The sequence below is a fragment of the Sphaerochaeta sp. UBA5836 genome (assembly GCF_002432845.1).
Classification (GTDB): domain Bacteria; phylum Spirochaetota; class Spirochaetia; order Sphaerochaetales; family Sphaerochaetaceae; genus Sphaerochaeta.
In genome coordinates, this window is sequence record NZ_DJGW01000021.1 from 1 (window position 1) to 16,544 (window position 16,544).

Annotated in this window: 19 protein-coding genes; 5 read left to right on the forward strand and 14 right to left on the reverse strand. The window is 52.6% G+C overall.

Annotated elements, in window-relative coordinates; all coding sequences use genetic code 11:
• Nucleotides 1–70 precede the first annotated feature (70 nt).
• On the forward strand, nucleotides 71–364 hold the full coding sequence (locus tag B3F49_RS01740) for an autorepressor SdpR family transcription factor (RefSeq protein ID WP_293908691.1): 294 nt from the start codon (nucleotides 71–73) through the stop codon (nucleotides 362–364).
• Nucleotides 339–998, forward strand: a complete 660-nt coding sequence (locus B3F49_RS01745; RefSeq protein WP_293908692.1) for an SdpI family protein — start codon at nucleotides 339–341, stop codon at nucleotides 996–998. The genes B3F49_RS01740 and B3F49_RS01745 overlap by 26 nt, the downstream gene beginning before the upstream one ends.
• Here B3F49_RS01745 and mltG read toward each other — a convergent pair.
• Together mltG and B3F49_RS01755 are read right to left on the reverse strand one after the other, a co-directional pair.
• Nucleotides 982–2,346 carry an endolytic transglycosylase MltG gene (gene mltG / locus B3F49_RS01750; RefSeq protein ID WP_293908693.1) on the reverse strand — a complete coding sequence of 455 codons (1,365 nt, stop codon included), beginning with the start codon at nucleotides 2,344–2,346 and terminating at the stop codon, nucleotides 982–984. The genes B3F49_RS01745 and mltG overlap by 17 nt on opposite strands.
• Complete coding sequence (locus B3F49_RS01755; RefSeq protein WP_293908695.1) at nucleotides 2,339–3,424, reverse strand: hypothetical protein; 1,086 nt, start codon at nucleotides 3,422–3,424, stop codon at nucleotides 2,339–2,341. Before B3F49_RS01755 ends, mltG begins: the two co-directional genes overlap by 8 nt.
• 418 nt (nucleotides 3,425–3,842) lie before the next feature.
• On the opposite strand from B3F49_RS01755, the gene B3F49_RS01760 reads away from it, so the two are divergent.
• Both B3F49_RS01760 and B3F49_RS01765 read left to right on the forward strand, forming a co-directional pair.
• Nucleotides 3,843–4,415, forward strand: coding sequence for a DbpA RNA binding domain-containing protein (locus tag B3F49_RS01760; protein WP_293908696.1), 573 nt, complete (start codon nucleotides 3,843–3,845; stop codon nucleotides 4,413–4,415).
• Between the two features lie 3 nt (nucleotides 4,416–4,418).
• Entirely contained in the window at nucleotides 4,419–5,066 is a 648-nt protein-coding gene (locus B3F49_RS01765; protein WP_293908697.1) for an MBL fold metallo-hydrolase, read from the forward strand.
• Between the two features lie 79 nt (nucleotides 5,067–5,145).
• Here the strand turns inward: B3F49_RS01765 and B3F49_RS01770 are convergent, their stop codons facing one another.
• From B3F49_RS01770 to cobT, 10 genes are all read right to left on the reverse strand, one after another.
• The gene (locus B3F49_RS01770) at nucleotides 5,146–5,505 is read right to left on the reverse strand and encodes a TraR/DksA family transcriptional regulator (protein ID WP_293908698.1); all 360 of its coding nucleotides are present in this window, start codon (nucleotides 5,503–5,505) and stop codon (nucleotides 5,146–5,148) included.
• A gap of 122 nt (nucleotides 5,506–5,627) precedes the next feature.
• Nucleotides 5,628–8,261 carry a DUF3744 domain-containing protein gene (locus tag B3F49_RS01775; protein WP_293908699.1) on the reverse strand — a complete coding sequence of 878 codons (2,634 nt, stop codon included), beginning with the start codon at nucleotides 8,259–8,261 and terminating at the stop codon, nucleotides 5,628–5,630.
• A gap of 37 nt (nucleotides 8,262–8,298) precedes the next feature.
• Nucleotides 8,299–8,865 (reverse strand): ECF-type riboflavin transporter substrate-binding protein, encoded by a 567-nt coding sequence (locus B3F49_RS01780; RefSeq protein WP_293908700.1) that lies wholly within the window; start codon nucleotides 8,863–8,865, stop codon nucleotides 8,299–8,301.
• A 34-nt stretch (nucleotides 8,866–8,899) separates the two neighbouring features.
• Nucleotides 8,900–9,784 (reverse strand): S-adenosyl-l-methionine hydroxide adenosyltransferase family protein, encoded by an 885-nt coding sequence (locus B3F49_RS01785; protein ID WP_320349944.1) that lies wholly within the window; start codon nucleotides 9,782–9,784, stop codon nucleotides 8,900–8,902.
• The gene (locus tag B3F49_RS01790) at nucleotides 9,759–9,980 is read right to left on the reverse strand and encodes a hypothetical protein (RefSeq protein WP_293908701.1); all 222 of its coding nucleotides are present in this window, start codon (nucleotides 9,978–9,980) and stop codon (nucleotides 9,759–9,761) included. The genes B3F49_RS01785 and B3F49_RS01790 overlap by 26 nt, the downstream gene beginning before the upstream one ends.
• On the reverse strand, nucleotides 9,977–10,582 hold the full coding sequence (gene thrH, locus B3F49_RS01795) for a bifunctional phosphoserine phosphatase/homoserine phosphotransferase ThrH (RefSeq protein WP_293908702.1): 606 nt from the start codon (nucleotides 10,580–10,582) through the stop codon (nucleotides 9,977–9,979). The genes B3F49_RS01790 and thrH overlap by 4 nt, the downstream gene beginning before the upstream one ends.
• Nucleotides 10,583–10,630: 48 nt before the next feature.
• A complete protein-coding gene (cobS, locus tag B3F49_RS01800) occupies nucleotides 10,631–11,377 on the reverse strand; it encodes an adenosylcobinamide-GDP ribazoletransferase (RefSeq protein WP_293908703.1) in 747 nt (248 codons plus the stop codon).
• Nucleotides 11,374–12,021: a bifunctional adenosylcobinamide kinase/adenosylcobinamide-phosphate guanylyltransferase gene (gene cobU, locus B3F49_RS01805; RefSeq protein WP_293908704.1), complete on the reverse strand. Its 648-nt coding sequence runs from the start codon at nucleotides 12,019–12,021 to the stop codon at nucleotides 11,374–11,376. The genes cobS and cobU overlap by 4 nt, the downstream gene beginning before the upstream one ends.
• 16 nt (nucleotides 12,022–12,037) lie before the next feature.
• Nucleotides 12,038–12,838: a cobamide remodeling phosphodiesterase CbiR gene (cbiR, locus tag B3F49_RS01810; protein ID WP_293908705.1), complete on the reverse strand. Its 801-nt coding sequence runs from the start codon at nucleotides 12,836–12,838 to the stop codon at nucleotides 12,038–12,040.
• Nucleotides 12,835–13,881, reverse strand: a complete 1,047-nt coding sequence (cobT, locus tag B3F49_RS01815) for a nicotinate-nucleotide--dimethylbenzimidazole phosphoribosyltransferase (RefSeq protein ID WP_293908706.1) — start codon at nucleotides 13,879–13,881, stop codon at nucleotides 12,835–12,837. Before cobT ends, cbiR begins: the two co-directional genes overlap by 4 nt.
• A 59-nt stretch (nucleotides 13,882–13,940) precedes the next feature.
• Between cobT and B3F49_RS01820 the strand changes: the two genes are divergently transcribed.
• The gene (locus B3F49_RS01820) at nucleotides 13,941–14,846 is read left to right on the forward strand and encodes a DMT family transporter (protein ID WP_293908708.1); all 906 of its coding nucleotides are present in this window, start codon (nucleotides 13,941–13,943) and stop codon (nucleotides 14,844–14,846) included.
• Here the strand turns inward: B3F49_RS01820 and B3F49_RS01825 are convergent.
• Together B3F49_RS01825 and B3F49_RS01830 are read right to left on the reverse strand one after the other, a co-directional pair.
• Nucleotides 14,836–15,618: a DNA repair protein gene (locus tag B3F49_RS01825; protein WP_293908709.1), complete on the reverse strand. Its 783-nt coding sequence runs from the start codon at nucleotides 15,616–15,618 to the stop codon at nucleotides 14,836–14,838. The two genes, B3F49_RS01820 and B3F49_RS01825, sit on opposite strands and share 11 nt — an antisense overlap.
• 98 nt (nucleotides 15,619–15,716) lie before the next feature.
• Nucleotides 15,717–16,544: AI-2E family transporter (locus tag B3F49_RS01830; protein ID WP_293908711.1), on the reverse strand; the 828-nt coding region annotated here is incomplete at its 5' end.

Genomic DNA, 16,544 nt, shown 5'->3' on the forward strand with positions numbered 1-16,544 from the left:
CGCATCCTCTTGACGAACACGCGTGTGATACGTACCATCTATTTAGAAATTATTCGAAATAGGAGTGATAATGGGGTTCTCAGAAACCATGAAAGCCATATCCGACCCCCAGCGGCGTGAGATGCTCTCGCTGTTGAGAAAGGGCAGACTCAGCGCAGGAGAAATTGTTGGCAATTTTCCCAACCTGTCTGCCGCCACTGTTTCCTACCATATATCGTTGTTGAAAAAAGCTTCCTTGATAACAGAAAGCAAATTCAAGAATTTCATTTATTATGAACTCAATGCCTCGGTATTCGAGGAAATCATGCTCTGGTGTGCACAGTTTACTGGAGGAACCGATGAAACAAAGCCGCACTCTTCTTGACCGCACGTTCGTCATAACCACTTTGGTTTGCCTGCTGCCTCTTGTATTCTCAGCCGTGGTCTATGCAGATTTGCCCGACCAGGTGGCGATTCACTTCAATGCTGCAGGAGAGCCGGACAACTATGCACCCAAGGCCTTTGCCGCTTTCGGCCTTCCTCTGTTACTCACGTTGCTCAATGTTGTGATGCAGATAGGCTTGAAAGCCGATCCCAAACGCGATCCCAAGGAACGAATCTACCACATATCTCGCTGGCTCATCGCCCCGCTGAATCTCTTTTTGTCCCCCCTCACCCTCTTGATTGCCATGGGAAAACCCATTGAAGTAGAACGCGTCGTACCCATGGGCTTTTCCATCCTTTTTCTGATCATCGGCAATTACCTGCCGAAGTGCAAACAGAATTACACAATCGGCATCAAACTTCCGTGGACACTGGCAAGCCAGACCAACTGGAGAAAAACCCATCGTTTTGCGGGGTGGCTCTGGACAGTGACAAGCATTGTCTTCATCATCGGCCTGTTACTCAACCTTGATGCCGCCCCCCTCTTCTTTGTCGGCCTACCCCTCCTGGCAATAGCTCCGACAGTATACTCGTTCCTGCTATTCAGGAAAGAGCAGCCTAGCGATACAATGTGATGTTTTGTTTGTGCTCATCGTAGGTAAGAGCAAAATGAATCTGCTTGTCTCGATCGTGCAAATAATAGAAGTACGGGGTATCGGCTGGATTGAAGGCCGCATGCACAGCCTCCGGTGAGGGACTGCAAATACCCGTCGGGGGCAAGCCGACCTTGCGTCGGGTATTGTATGGCGTTTTCGTATCCAGGGCATGGGTGGGAATCGGATTGACCCAATCATCCAGCTCATAGCGGGTGGTTGCATCGATTCCAAGCGGTTCATTATTCTCCAACCGATTATGGATTACCGATGAAATTCCCTGCATCTGGCTAGCGTCCTGGGTTTCGGCTTGGATCATGGAAGCAATGATCAGCAACTCCTCGATGGAGTAGCGTTCCAACAAGGGTGTTCCCAGGTGTTTCTTAATTTCATCCAGCATTGCCTGATACATGCTCAAGGCCAAATCATTGGCGGCACGCTGTATATTGACCGAATAGACGCCGCTGAGCAACCACCCCTCGGAGAAACTAAGGCCATAGGCTTTTGCCAAGTCATGGGCCGATTGCAAGAACACTCCTGGTTCAAATCCAAGCCGGTTGACCAGATAGGCATCAATACTCTTGAGGGTGAAAGCAGGTGCAATAGTCAGCTGAACCATTTCCGGCTCGGCTGTGAGCATGGTTCCGATTGCCTCAAAACTCATGTTTTCATGCATCAAATAAGAACCGGTCTTGAGAACGGTGGCCAGATTGTTCTCCACAAAGTAGGAAAGCAGGAGTTGGGAATCCTTCACCACCCCCATCTGCTCAAGCAACAAGCTCACCGAGCGGGCGGTCATGCCGCGTTCAATGGTCAAGGCGATAACCGGCCTGTCCTCGATCGACGCACTCATCACAGGCTCATATGCCTTTTTCTGGTTGGATGCCACCCACCAGAGCATTGCGATGCAGAATAGCAGGCTTGCAGCCAACAGGGGGACGAGGAGCATCGCAGCTTTTGACTTTTGGTAACCTCTCCGTTTTCCTATCGGAGGTGGCTGCACTTTCGGTCGTACAACCTGCGCACTTTTCGCCTTTATCGCATGCGTTTGCACCAAGTGCGGATTTGGTTGTTCAGCCGTCCTTACTTTCGTCCTCGGCAGTTGGTTTGCAGCAGGTTGTTCCGACTTGTTCTGCTGAGGAATTTTCACTGTCATGCTGCGGGTTGTCACCGAAGATTTCTTTCGCCGGGCAGGGATCGAAGGGGCTTTGGAGGTATCGTCCTTCAACACCACTTTGCAGGAAGATGTAGTAGCCTTTTGGGGAGGTCCGGCCTTGGGCTCTTCCAAACCCAAGGTCAACTGCTTAGGCTCCTTGCGTTTCTCAGCCATCGGTGATCACAGAGGAAGGAGGAAGCAGAACGGTGATTCGTTTCTGCTTCTCATTGATGGAGGCTGCAATCTGGCTGATCTGCCGGTTGCAGGTATCGATTTGTGAGCGGAGCACCTCAATCCTCTGATTCTCCAGCTCGATTTGAGCTTCCAGCTCCTGCACTTGGATCAGGTTTTCCAGCTGCTTTATTTCCCGTTGCAGACTCTTGATCCGCTTGCGGTGCAAGGTAATTTGATCCATCAAATGAATCGCCTTTTGGCCGATCTGGTCCGAATGCACCTGCTCCGGCAGTGTTTCATACAAAGCCTTTCCATAGGCCGATGCTGCCTTTTCAGCAGCTTTCCAAGCTTGCTTCATCGCACTTGCCCGTTCCTCCATGCGGGCTTTCGGGCTTTGAACCTCCTCTGACTGCAATTTTGCCATGGCACTCTGGTGCAGCTCGAGCTCCTGGCTCAGTTCCTGCCGACGCTCGTTCAGACTATCCAGCTCATCCAACAAAGACTGCCTGCCTGCAAGCGGAAGATCCTTTTCACAGCCGATGGACACAAGGCGGGCTCCAGCCTTTGCCAAGAGACCGGGAAGGATTTTACGCTGAAAATCCAGCTGCAATACGATGATTTTCCGGCCCAACAACCCACTATGGGCCTGCTTTTGATTCTCCAGTTTTCGCGTCCGCTTGGCATGCTCCTCAAACAATGGGAAACAGGCCTGCCTCACATGCTCCGCCAGCGTTTGGGAACCATACGCTTCATAAGCTATGGCCCCAAGCTGGGAGTACACCCGGGTAAAGGGGTTTCGCAACAGACGAATATCTTTTTCAATCTCCTTGATTTTCCTCGAGCGGTCCTCAATCTGTGCAATGTATCCGGAAATCTGTTCATACGAGTGCTTGGCACTCTCATATGCATCCATCAGGGTGCAAAACGTCTCATACTCGGCTTCGGCATACGGAAGACGGGAAATCTGTTGAACAAGTGCGACACTCCTTCCTAAATCTGCATACAGGAAGAACACATCACTCTGATGTTGTTCAATCTCCTTCTGCTTTTGTTGGATATCGGCCTGCAAATTACCCATAATCCGAATAGTACCACACCAAAGGCCTTCAACGCAAAGAGAGAAAGGATGCAGAACCCATATCCAGCATTCCTTGACAAAGCTGGAACAGGTTGAGTATCCTGACTATAAACTGCCCGTGGGATGGGAACCTTTACCGTATGCATAGTTGTTCCTCCCGAGGGCAGGGCTGGATGGAAGGCCTTGCATGTGCCAGCATGCACCTTCCTACCCCTGAGTGTGACCGCTTGGCGGTATCCGCTTGCCTTCATCATCGGCCTGTTTCTGCAGATGGTGAAGGAGACAGTTCGCTCTTCCTTGTCTCTTCCCTGCCGCGGCCGGTCGGAAAGAAGCGGAGGTCCAACTGCATATCCAGGAAACAAAAAAGCCCGCCGCTGGCACCCAAAGCGAGGCAAAACACTATCAAGGAGATTTGCTCATGGACAATGTAAACAAGAGCACCCCGAACGAAGACGACCTGCTGACCGGCACCATTCAAGTATTGGCAGGAAAAGTCAAAGCCGACCCCAGTCCCGATGAATTGGAAAAACTGAAGAAGCTGATCAAGAAGAATGTACCTTTTACTCTGCGCGGGTATTTCATGGCCTACCTCCTGCGGGAGATCCTGCAGGCAAACAGTCCCAAGAAGTCGAATGTCAGAGACACCACGCGACCGGCAAAGGCAAAGCGCGAGAGCAAACCCGCTGGAAAAGCTGAGCAGGCGGAGCCCCAGATCCAAGAAAAAGCCAAGGAAGAGAAGGCCCTTCCCGAAGGCGCACGCACCCTGTATCTGAACATCGGCAAGATGAAGCGCCTCTATGCAAAAGAACTGAGCCAGCTTCTGCAAACCGAACTTGAAATCACCCGTGATGACATCTACAGCATCCGCATCCACGACAAGTACTCATTCATCAGCATGAGTGAGGAGCATTGTGAAAAGGCCATCGCCAAACTCAACGGAATGGAAATCAAGGGAAGAACTGCAGCAGTAAGCTATTCCAACAAGGAGTAAGGGATGTTTGTCGAACGACTTGTGGTGGGACCTTACCAGACCAACTGCTACATCATGGGCGATGAGGAGACCTCAAGCGCCTGGATCATTGATCCGGGCAATGACGAGAACACCATCATCCGCCACATCCAGAGGCGTAATGTCACACCGGTTGCAATACTTCTGACCCATACCCATTGGGATCATATTACAGCGCTCGGAGGTTTGAAAAAACACTGGCCCGAGTTGGAAATATTGGTCAGCGAAGAGGATTCGCCCTATTTGGGTCCACAAGGATACAACAACCTCAAACAGGTCTGTTTCGACAAGAGCTTTTGGGACAGGTATGAAGCACAACTGGGCAACCTTCCCCGACCCACCGCCTATTTGCATGATGGACAGCTTCTGCAAGACAGCCACCTGAGCGTATTGGCAACTCCGGGGCATACCCCCGGAGGTCTCTGCTTTTATCATGAGGAGGGTCAGTTTTTGTTCACCGGCGATACCCTGTTTGCCGGAAGCATCGGCCGCACCGACCTTCAAGGTGGTTCGTATCCACTGATCAGAGAAAGCTGCAAACGCCTGCTCACCCTCCCCGAAGAAGTTCAGATACTTCCAGGACATGGGCCTGCGAGCACGATTGCACGAGAACAGCACAATCCGTATCTCTAGCTACCAGTAACAAAAAAGAACAGAAGAGCCCCTTGGAGCGGGAATCACTTCTGTTCTTTTTTTTTCGTCAGCGCGTATGTCAGCGTCTGCCCGGGACTTCCTCGGCATTCTTGCAGTCTACGCACAATACTGCATAGGGAATTGCACGCAGGCGCTCTTCAGGGATTTTTTTCAGACACTTCAAACAATGGCCGTACTTGCCGTTGTGAATACGGGCAAGGGCATTTTCAATCGAGCGCAGGCGGTTGGCCTCATGTTTGTTGATCGCTTCCATTTTCTTAAAGGCAATATCATCCGCGGCTACATCGATGCTGTCCTTGATGCCCATGGCATTGACCATCTCCCGAAAGTCACTGTTATCTTCAGTCAACTTGTCCAGCAACTCCTTTCTCATGGCAATAAGCTGCTCTTCCATCTCTTGTACAAACGTGTCGGACATCATATGCCTCCTGCAAAAGTCAAACTGCGACCCTTGTATTTTTTATTCCATATAAGATGGGTATAACCTGTCCATCTGTCAAGCTCTCTACCACACTTTTTGCATTAATAGTCTCCTTTGTACTAGAAAGGATACCAAAACATGACTTTCATTCCAAACCGTACCCAAAGACTTGCAGAAGCCAGAACCAAAGCGAACCCAAGGGCAAGGTAATCACGAGCTCTGAGGCTCTGGCTCAGATACCAGGTCCGCTTCTCCATCCGACCGAATCCCCTGAGGATCATGGCATTGGTTATCACCTCGATCCGGTCGAGGCTGGAAAGCACCAACGGGGCGAGAATCCGGCTCACAGAGGAGACTCTTTTCGCCAAGGAAACATCCTTGGAAACATCCACCCCGCGAGCCATTTGCGCACGAAGGATATTCAGATAACTGGATGAGACTTCCGGCAGGTACCGAAGGGCCAGAGCAACTGCATAGCTGATCCTGTACGACACACCCAGGCGGTTGAGGGAAGAGGCAAACTCCGATGGATTCGTGATACTGACAAACAACAATGCCATGGGGAATATTGAGAAATACTTGAGGCAAACCACCACCAGGTAGAACAACGTCTCCAAAGTCAATGCGTACTGAGCGCCCGGTGAGCCTATGATGATCGTCCTGGTTCCCAGGTACAGCGTCCCTTGGTCTGGAGAGAAAAGGTAGATGAACAGGGCATTCAATGCGATGACCGTACCCATTCCTATGAAGTAGGGTTTGAACTTTCGAAGCGGGATTCTTGAAACGATCAACAAAAGGAATGAACAGGCCGTCCCGAATGCAAGGAACCGCAGGTCGAAGGTGGTAAGGCTGAAAATGATCCACAAGAGGAATACTCCCAGCTTGGCAACACCATTGAGGGTATGCAAAAACGAATCAGTGTCCTCATAGGTGAGGGTGAAGCCGAACTTGCGCCCGCCCTTCTTGATTTTTTTCTTGGGCTTGCTTTTCTTGCCTGTTTCGAGCCATTCCTCTTCCCTGCGGGGAATCGAACAGACATCCGCTGCAGAGCCGCGTCCCTTGGCTTCGGTCTGTACAAACGTTTCAATGAACGATGGTATATCGTCGATGCCGCACCGTTTGGCAAGCGTATAGAGACTGGTAACCTTCAGATTGGCCTGCCTGAGCACCGCTTCATCGCTGAACACCTCATTGGTAGGCTTATCACAGAGAAGCTCTCCCTCATGCAATACCAATGAACGCCGGGTATACTCCAAAGCCAGATGCATATCATGGGTGATGAACAGGATGGTGAGGCCGATGGTACGGTTGAGGTGGCTGAGAAACTCCATCAAGGTGGTATAGCGCTGATAATCCTGTGCGCTGGTGGGTTCATCAAGAATGAGCACCTTGGGTTGGGTGACCAGAATGGATGCTATGGTCACCCGCTTCTTCTGTCCATAACTCAAAGCCGAGATCGGCCAATGATGGTATGGCCGCAAGGCGCATAGTCCAAGCACATCCATCACCCGGTCCTTGATCTGTTCTTCTGCATACCCTTTCTGGCGCAGGGCAAACGCAACCTCATCGTAGACGAGGTCGCAGCTGATCATATGGTTGGGATTCTGCATGACAAACCCGATCATTGAGGAGCGCTGGCTGGCTGAACATTCGTTGATGAGGCGGTCCTCAAAGAAAATATCCCCGCCGTCCTGCTTCAATACACCCATCAACAACTGTGCAAGAGTAGATTTTCCAGCCCCGTTGCTTCCCAGTATGCTTACCATCTCTCCTTGGTATATGGTTGCATGCAGAGCCTTCAAAGCGGGCTTGATGCCGTCGTAGGAGTAGCTGAGATTCTTGACCTGCAGTTGAACGACCCGGTCAGGCGGCTGGACTTCCTCTCGGCTGCGCATATGCCAAGCCTTCAGAAGTGCAGCGCAGCGCTCCACCGGCATTGCATCAAGATTGCTGAGATCGCCAAGATCTGAGAGGTCGCAGCCGGCCAGACGCAAGGCGGCAAGATAGAGCGGGTCGCGAATTCCCAAGGAAGGAAGCAGCCTGGTGCCAAGCAGTTCGTTCGGCGTGGTATCAGAGACAATGGCGCCGTCCTGCATCACCAGAATCCGGTCAACCGGACAGGAGAGCACATCCTCGAGTCGATGCTCGATGATGATGATCGTCTTATCAGTCGTTCTTGCCAGTTCATCGATCAGTGCTATGGCGGTTCTGCCGGTTTCCGGATCAAGATTGGCCAACGGCTCATCGAAGAGCAGCACCTCTACATCGTCAACCAGCACACCCGCCAATGAGACCCGTTGCTTCTGGCCTCCGGACAAATGTTGTGGACTATGAGAGAGAAAAGCCTCCATGTCGACTACACGGGCCATGTTTGTTACCAGAGCTCGCATGTCCTGCTGATTCATGCACTGGTTTTCCAAGGAAAAGGCGATATCTTCTGCTACACTGAGGGCGACGAATTGGGCATCGGTGTCCTGCATCACCGTCCCGACCTTCTGGTTGACCGTATAGATGTCGGAATGTTCGACATCCAGACCGCATACAAAAGCGCTGCCCTCCATCGTCCCGTTGAAGGCATGGGGAATGAGGGCGTTGATGCAGTAACCAAGCGTACTTTTTCCACTGCCGGACGGACCGGCGATCAGGATTTTCTCCCCTTTGCCGATCCGTAGATTGATATGCCTCAGCGTGGCTTCCGTCTGGGCCTGATAGGTAAAACTGAAGTCATTGAACGTGATGAGATCTTCTTGCATGCATGCACTCGAGGCCGCAAGGCCTTGCCGTACTCCTTTATGCCTCGTTGTCCTTCTGTAGGTTCATCTTGCTCACATTCCGTCTCACAACGAGCATGAGAAGCAGGGTGCCAAGGATTGCGATGACGATGGTATTGGAGAAAGCGATGATCAACTGCTGGGTGATCACCTTGTCCAGGGGTTCGGTGAAGATGAAGTAATCAAGTATGGCGCTGATCATATACCCGATGAAATTCCCCAAGAATGAGAGCAGGATGAACAGACCGATTGCCGATTTCTTCAACTCCCCTTTTTCAATGGTGTGGTCGGTCATTCTCCCGAACAGGCCGATGGCCGCTCCGACGATGCCGCTGCCGAGTACCCAGGTAAGCCATACACCCCAACCTGCAAAAAGGTCGGTGAGCAAATGACCAAGAAAACCGACCAAAAATCCGATGACCGGTCCATACACTGCAGCAAAGAGTGCCAAGATGGCCATCGCCGGCTTGATGGTGGTATTGGCAAACACCGGAATGCTGATCAGACCACCAACTCCATACAGTGCAGCCCCGATGGCGATTACAACCACCGCCTTAACCGGCTGCAAACCTTTTGATGTATTCATATGCTAACCTCCTGAGCATCAAATGCTTTTGTCATCATACCACCGAAAACGTAATTTTCCAGCCTTCACCTGTGCCAATTTGATAGGTTGATGCAAAACTTCCCTGATTCACGGCAACTGCGAGCTTGAGCAGGCTGTTTACGTAAATCAGAGGCTCCCCTTTTTGCACATCGGTGAATGCCTTGCACAAGCGAAGGTGGTAGCCATATACGATTCGCCCATCCTTGGTGATCAGGACCTGCAGCTGGTCCCCCCAACCGACGCCCAATTGCTCCAGGAATTCATTGCCGATATTTGTCCACAGCGATCCATAGCGGCTGTCGTGGATATCGATCGATCCTATCAGGGTTTTACCTTCAAGCCGCGCCCGTTCAATCTTCAGCTTGACGATTTTAGGCAAAACCGGTCCAAGGTGCTCAAACTCAACCACGGCGGAAGCCAGGCGGGCACCGGTATACGAGTAGACATCACGCCCGAAGAAGGTATAGCTCTGCTGGCTGCCGGCAAGGCGGTTGTCCTCGACATTGATCGAGCGCACCTCGAGCAGCCCGATTCGATCGGCTACATGGGAGAGTGTCCCGTTGTCAGGGGTCACCACCAAGTGCCCGCTCTCGGTAAGAGCGACGATGCTTTTGCGGTCCGACCCCACCCCGGGGTCGACAACACAAACAAACACCGTACCGGGCGCCCAATACGGCAGCGCCTGCGCCAGGCGGTAGGAGGCCTCCCAAATGTTGAACTGGGGAATATCGTGGGTCAGGTCATCCAGCCTCAAATGATTGGAGACGCCGTTGGCAACCCCGTGCATCGCTGAGACCGCTCCGTCACTGGTACCGAAGTCGCTGAGAAAAACCACCGTTTGTCTCTCTTTCCATGCCTGACTTGCAATAAGCTCATTTCTGAGTCGACTTTTCATCATGCTTCTCCCGCCTCCTTATCTGGCGGTCGAATTTCACGGCATAGACAAGAAGGACTACCGACATACTGACTACCACCAATCCTAGCACGGCAGCCACCAAGAAGGAAGGCTTGTAGACTATCCACAGCAAACTGAAGCCAACAAGCATCGAGAGGATGAGCAAGAGGATGGTAGGCGTCAGCTTCTCAGTCTTCATGTTCTCAGGAATCCTTTGATTTCAGCGAGGAACTCGTCGTAGGTGTTGGTAATGCGAAGGTCCGGGCACTCGGTGAGGATGTTCTGCGGAGCACGGAATAAACATCCCCCGTCAGCTTCCCTGATCATGCTCAAATCGTTGTAGGAGTCCCCTGCTGCAAAGGTGCGGTAGTTGAGGCTCCTCAGTGCCTGCACGGCCTTGCGTTTGCCGTCGTGCAGCCGCATCCGGTGGCGGATGATCATAGCATTCTCATCAACTTCGAGGCTGTTGCACCAAATCATCGGATAATCGAGCTGACGCATCAGTGGCTGGGCGAACTCGGTGAAGGTATCACTGAGAATGACCACCTGCGTCATCGACCTGAGCGATAGAAGAAAGTCGTACGCGCCTTCAAGCGGTCTCATCCCGCCAATGACATCCTGGATGTCGGAAAGCCGCAGGTTGTGCTCTTTCAGAATCCTGATACGATTGGCCATGAGCTTGTCGTAATCAGGTTCCTCACGCGTGGTGATCTTCAGCTCCTCAATGCCGGTGCGCAAAGCAACATTGATCCAGATTTCAGGTACGAGTACCCCTTCCATATCAAGACAAACAATATCCATCACCCTACCTCTCATGTTGTGTAAGGTAGTATTACCGACACGCAGTTTTCATGCAAGGGGGAGAAGGAAGGCAAGCAAGGCAGCACTTTCACAGAGCACCTCGATCGCTCCAAGCACATCGCCGGTCACCCCGCCCAGACGTTTTTTTGCAACCCGCATGACGGTGAGGTTCATAAGCAGAGCAAGACCAAGAGCGAGGAAAGCCTTCAGGGCAAACGTTTCATCATAGGAGAAGTAGCAAAGGGTACATGCAGCAAGCACCTGTGCAAAGGGGAGGATGCCATGTTTTTTGCTCGCCCTCCTCACAAGTTGGGAAGCCGTGCCCTCCCCACTTCTTGCATAAGGAAGTGCCGAGGCTGCCAGGACCTGCATCAACCTGCCGATGGCAGGTGCAAGGATGAGAGCCTGGGGATGAGAATCCACAAGAACGGTAAGGCAGGAGTATTGCAGAAGAAAGACCACGATGAGTGTGACAACCGCAAAGGCTCCGCTGTGGCTGTCACGCATGATCTCAAGCGCCCGTTCACGATTCCATCCCCCGCCCAAGCCATCGGCGAAATCTGCAAGACCGTCGAGATGGAAGGCGCGTGTCAAATAGGCAGAGAGGGCAAGAACCAAGGCGGCTCGAACCGAGGCTTCGAAAGGCAGCAGGGCGACAGCGTACGAGCACAATCCAAGAACAGCTCCTACCAGGGGGAACCAGAACAAGCTTTTTTCAGGCGCATCCTCCCCTTTGCCCGGCACGGGAAACCGGGTAAGGGTCCTGATGGCAAGACTCAAGCCGAGCGAAGTCACAGCACGGCGCCCTTCAACGCAAGAGGCAGGCCGGCCACCAGCAGAATGACATTCTGGGCTATCTCGGCAATATCCTGATTCATCCAACCTGCGAGGTCGCGAAACGCCCTGCTCTCTGCATCGGCCGGAATCAGGCCCAAACCTGTCTCATTGGTAACAAGCAGAATCTCACATGGGGGATGGTGAAGCACCTCATACAACGCATCCATCTGCTCAAACCGCTTGGACGGAATGCCATGGTGGTGCAGAAGGTTTCCCAACCAAACCGTCAGGCAGTCGATCACACACACCTCCACTGAAGGAGGAAGCTCCTTGATTGCCTTTGCCAAGTCAAGCGGTTCTTCTATGGTGATGAAACGGTCGCCCCGGTCTTTCTGATGGGCGGCGATTCTCTGCTTCATCTCCTCATCAATCGGCTGTGCAGTGGCGATATAGGCCCTCGACCCAGTCCCTTCACAGATACCCAGGGCATAGTCCTGGGCGTAGGAACTCTTTCCGCTTCTTCCCCCGCCTATGATCAGGCTCACCTGACTCTTGATACGGGTGCGAATTTTCATACTCCCGGTCGTTGAAACAATAGTTCCCTTTCCAGCGTGCAGCGGATATCCTTTTATCTGGTTCTTTTTCAGGTCAATGGTAGCCATGTCGCCCTCCCCGATATCAGTTCATCATAGCATGGCTTTCCTGCAAGAGGGAGAGGGAGGCATGAAACTGCGCCTCAGAAAAAACTTCCAAGGTCAAAACACGCTCCACCCCATCCTGCTCTCCCTGCAATCGCAGTCGCTTGAGAAAGTACTCAATGTTCCCGGCATTCCCTTGGTCAAGACCAAGATGGTCGGTTCCGTCCTTCACCCCATGCAGATGACAGATGCGGGTCCGGTCCAACAATGAATCCATCACCTCGCTGCTATCGTAACCCATCAACCAGACATGCCCGATATCCAAAGTGACTGACAGATCAAACCGTTCCACCAGGTCCTGTACATAACAGAAAGGATAGCTGAGGGTTTCAATGCAGAACATTTCCGAACAAACGTCGGTTCGCTCGAGCAGCGATTGCAAGGTTTCTGCACAGCAGTCGTGCCAGCGCTCCACTTCCAAGGATGGTACGTTTCCATACAGCTCCGGGGTGAGGTGGAGTACATACCCAAAAGGGTTGAGGCTGCAGGTCAGCCCGATGATGGAAAGAATTGAAGACACGCAGCCAGCGCGCAGGACGGGATCTGCACTGCCGGGTTGGATATCCAAGGGGAAATGCACCGTGTAGGAGAGATTGTGTTCTCCGGCAAGGGCGGCCAACTCCTCTATGACCTGCTTGGAGGGCAGATTGCTCATTCCTTCGCTTTCAAACAATACCAACTCGATATCATCGACCAACGGAGCAAGATAGCGGACATTCGGCAGGATATCATCGGCGAGGATATAGCTGGTGGTTCCTATGCGAAGATGCGGCTGCTTCATACCACCCCCAATCGCTTCAGCAGCGCCGTGCTGTCTGTTACACACCCCTCCTCGAAGCTGGTCATATCAAACAGCAAGTGACTTGCCAGTCGTACCAGCGGCCAGGCGGCCAGTGCCCCGGTACCTTCGCCCAACTGCATCGAAAGGTCCAAGAGAGGAGCTTTACATCCTATGGCATCAAGCACCGCCTGATGACCCTGCATGGCTGAGCGGTGGCAAGCAATCAAATAGTCGACCAATGCAGGTTCAAGCCGTACCGCCAGCAAGGCGGCACAGCTTACGATATACCCATCCAACAGGATGGGAAGCCCCAATTCGGCTGCTTGCAGCATGCCCCCGAGTATCGAGGCCATCTCATACCCTCCAAGATTGCACAACACATCCATTGGTCCCCTCTCAGGATGCAATGCAAGGGCTTGCTCGATTACGGAAATTTTGTGCACAAGCTCTGCATCGCTCAATCCGGAGCCCTTCCCGGTAAGGGCGGCAACAGGCAGACCGGTCAGGGCGGCAGCTACGCTGGACGCACTGGTGGTGTTTCCGACTCCCATCTCACCGAAGGCGATGACGTCACAGCCTCTCGTATGAGCGTGCACAACGTTTCGCTTTCCAGCGTCCATCGCCTTGAGGCAGGACTGCCTGTCCAGCGCCGGAGCAGTCAGGAAATTTCTACTGCCCCAGGCTACTTTCTCATCCACCACACCATCGGAGGGAAGAAAGGTGTGCTTCACAGCCACATCAATGATTGAAAGCACTGCATCAGCCTGGGATGCAAAGAGCGAACAGGCACCTCCACCAGAAGCAAAATTCAAGCACTGCTGGTAGGTTATTTCCACAGGGCTGTGAGTCACCCCCTCCTCGACAATACCATGATCGGCGGCAAAGATCAGAAGATGGAGGTGCTCCAACGGGCTGGGTTGGATCAGGGCCAGGTCCAAGGCGAGCTCGCTGAGCCTGCCCAGGCTGTTGGGGGGCATCGCTTTGCTCAGCAACAGTTGCTGGAAGCGAGGGAGGGCACTTCGGTCGATGGTTGGTATTGACATGCACCCATTGTAGGAAGGTTGTGCTGGCAAGACAAGGCGTGTAGCGATACAATACAGCCATGAATCCAGCACTCTATCTCTTTTTGGATATCCTGACCGGCATGGTCATTTCGGTCATGGTGGTTGCCAACACCCTCTACGGACAGGCGACTACGATGGGCGTCTCCTTGATCGTCAACCATACCATCGGATTGACCATCCTCTCCCTCATCCTTTTGGTCGGCAGAAACAAACCGGCAATACGGGGGCCTGGATTGAAAGCTCCGTGGTATTTGTATTTCAACGGGTTGTTCGGTTTGGCCATCCTGAATTTGAATTACTATACCGTGATCAATGCCGGAGCTTCGCTTGCCATGGCCTCAACGGTTTTCGGGCAGAGCATCTGCTCGCTGGTCTTCGACCTCACCGGTTGGATGGGAATGCAGAAACGCTCCTTGAATAAAACCAAGGCGGTCAGCCTGCTGGTCAGCCTGGCGGGAATCCTTGCAATGGCCACCAGCGGCGACGGGACTTTCGCCCTACTCTCAATCCTGCTTGGCATTCTTGCCGGATCTCTGACCATGATCCAGATGGTGCTCAACAGCACCTTGGCCATCTACAAGGGACCAATTCGGGCAAGCCATCAGAATTTCATCGGGGGTTTGGCGGCAGGCTTGGTCTTCTACTTCCTTTTGCAGGGCGAACAGACCCTTGCAGGTCTTGCCGCCACGCCCGGCCTTCCCTTCTTGTTGGTTTTCTCCGGTGGGACACTCGCCGTGTTTGTGGTTGTGAGCACAAGCTATGTCATCGTCAAGATTCCTGCGGTCTACTCGGCGCTGCTGCTCTCTTCAGCCCAGATTCTCATGAGTCTGGCCATCGATACGATATTCTTTGACAGTTTCTCATTGCCTCTGCTGCTTGGCTCGCTGTTGATGCTCCTGGGCATGGGGGGAAACCTGGCTGCCGATAAGAAAGCTAATCCTTAGCAATCCGGTATACACCGTCTTTCTCCTGCACGAATCCTTCGTTTTGCAGTTGTTCGAGGCAATTGTCGATCCGCTCCTCTTCAAACGATGAGAGCACAGCTTGTATCTGCTCCCGCTCTTTTGCTCCGGTATCGGAGAGCAGGTGGATCAACTGCCCGCGAATCTGACGATTCGAATTCTCGAAGGGGCTCTGCTTTGCATAGTGTGCACTGCGCACGTTCGCATTCGGAAGCAGCTGCTTGAGCAAAACCCCGTAGTCCATCAGGGCATAGTACCAGCTCTTCATATCCGTAACGCCTTCGGCCAACAAGGAGAGCAGCGATTCCAACCGCCTGTCCTTCACAGCCTCATCATCAGGGAAAAAACAGGTGAGAAGAACCCTGCGGATGTTTGTTTCCAAATAGATGGACTTTCTTTGGTAGCAGAAGGCCTGCAGTGCGGCAGAGGTGGCTTTTCCCACCCCGGGCAGTGATGCGATCAAGGCGGGGTCGTCGGGTATGGTCCAACCCCAGGCTTCGGTCATTTTTGCACTCTTTCTCAGATTCAATGCCCTGCGATTATACCCAAGCCCTTTCCAATGATAGAGCAGTTCATCAAGCGAGCAGCCCGCCAAATCGGCAAAGGTCGGCCAGAGAGAAAGAAATAGTTCATATTTGGGCTGAACGCGGGTGGTTTGGGTTTGTTGAAGCATCACCTCGGAGAGCAATATCCGGTAAGGGTCGCTGGTCTGCCGCCAGGCAAACCGGCGGCCATGATGCTCATAGAATTGCAATATGAGGGAGCGGAACTCCTTCAGGGATGTCTCTTCTAGGGTGAAAGATGGCCGAAGATAAATAGCGGCCTCCGTTTCTGTCAGGGAAGGAAAGCCGTTCATTTCTTGTCGCCGAAACTCTCGGGCAATACAAAATCGCCTTTGTGGTAGACATTGGTCGCCTCTTGATCCTCTGCCTCCGCCATATGGGCGGCAGACGGATGCTCTCCACGCTTAAGCTTTTCCTGCTTGCGCAAATACCGTTCCAACGCCCGCTGCTTCGCACTTTCGCGCTGATAACTCTTACCGCTGGAGATGAGGATGGCAACCGGCCTGAGGCTTTTGATATTGGCACAGAGAATCTGCAGGACACTGGTCAAGGGTACGGAGATGAACATGCCGGGTATGCCCCAGATGAAGCCCCAAAGAGACAAGGAGACCAAGATTACGAAGGGAGAGAGGTTGAGCTGTCCCCCCTGAAGCCGTGGATCGATGATGTTGCCCAGAATCATCTGGGTGCTGATTGTCAAGATGCCGACATAGAAGACATTCGTCCAATCGGGTGCGAATTGAACCAGTGCCATGAGAATGGTAAGGGTGGTGACAATCACCGATCCGATGGAAGGGATGAAATTGAAGATGAATGCAAGAACACCCCAGAGGATCGGCAGATCAAGGCCGGTAACGACAGCTGTCAGAAAGAAGAGCAGACCGGTGAAAGTACTGATGACAGCTTTGAGAAGCAGATATTTGGAAATCTGGCGGGTGATACGTTCAAACATCACCGCAATCTTCATTCCCTTGCTCTTCGGTACTGCCGCCAGCAACTTGGGGATGACGCTCTGCTGCTCCAAAAGCAAGAACAGGAAGAAGATGTATACCAACGTTGCAACCTTGGTGATGTCCAGGAACTTATTCGATATGGATGTCAGGCTGCTGATGGCCAG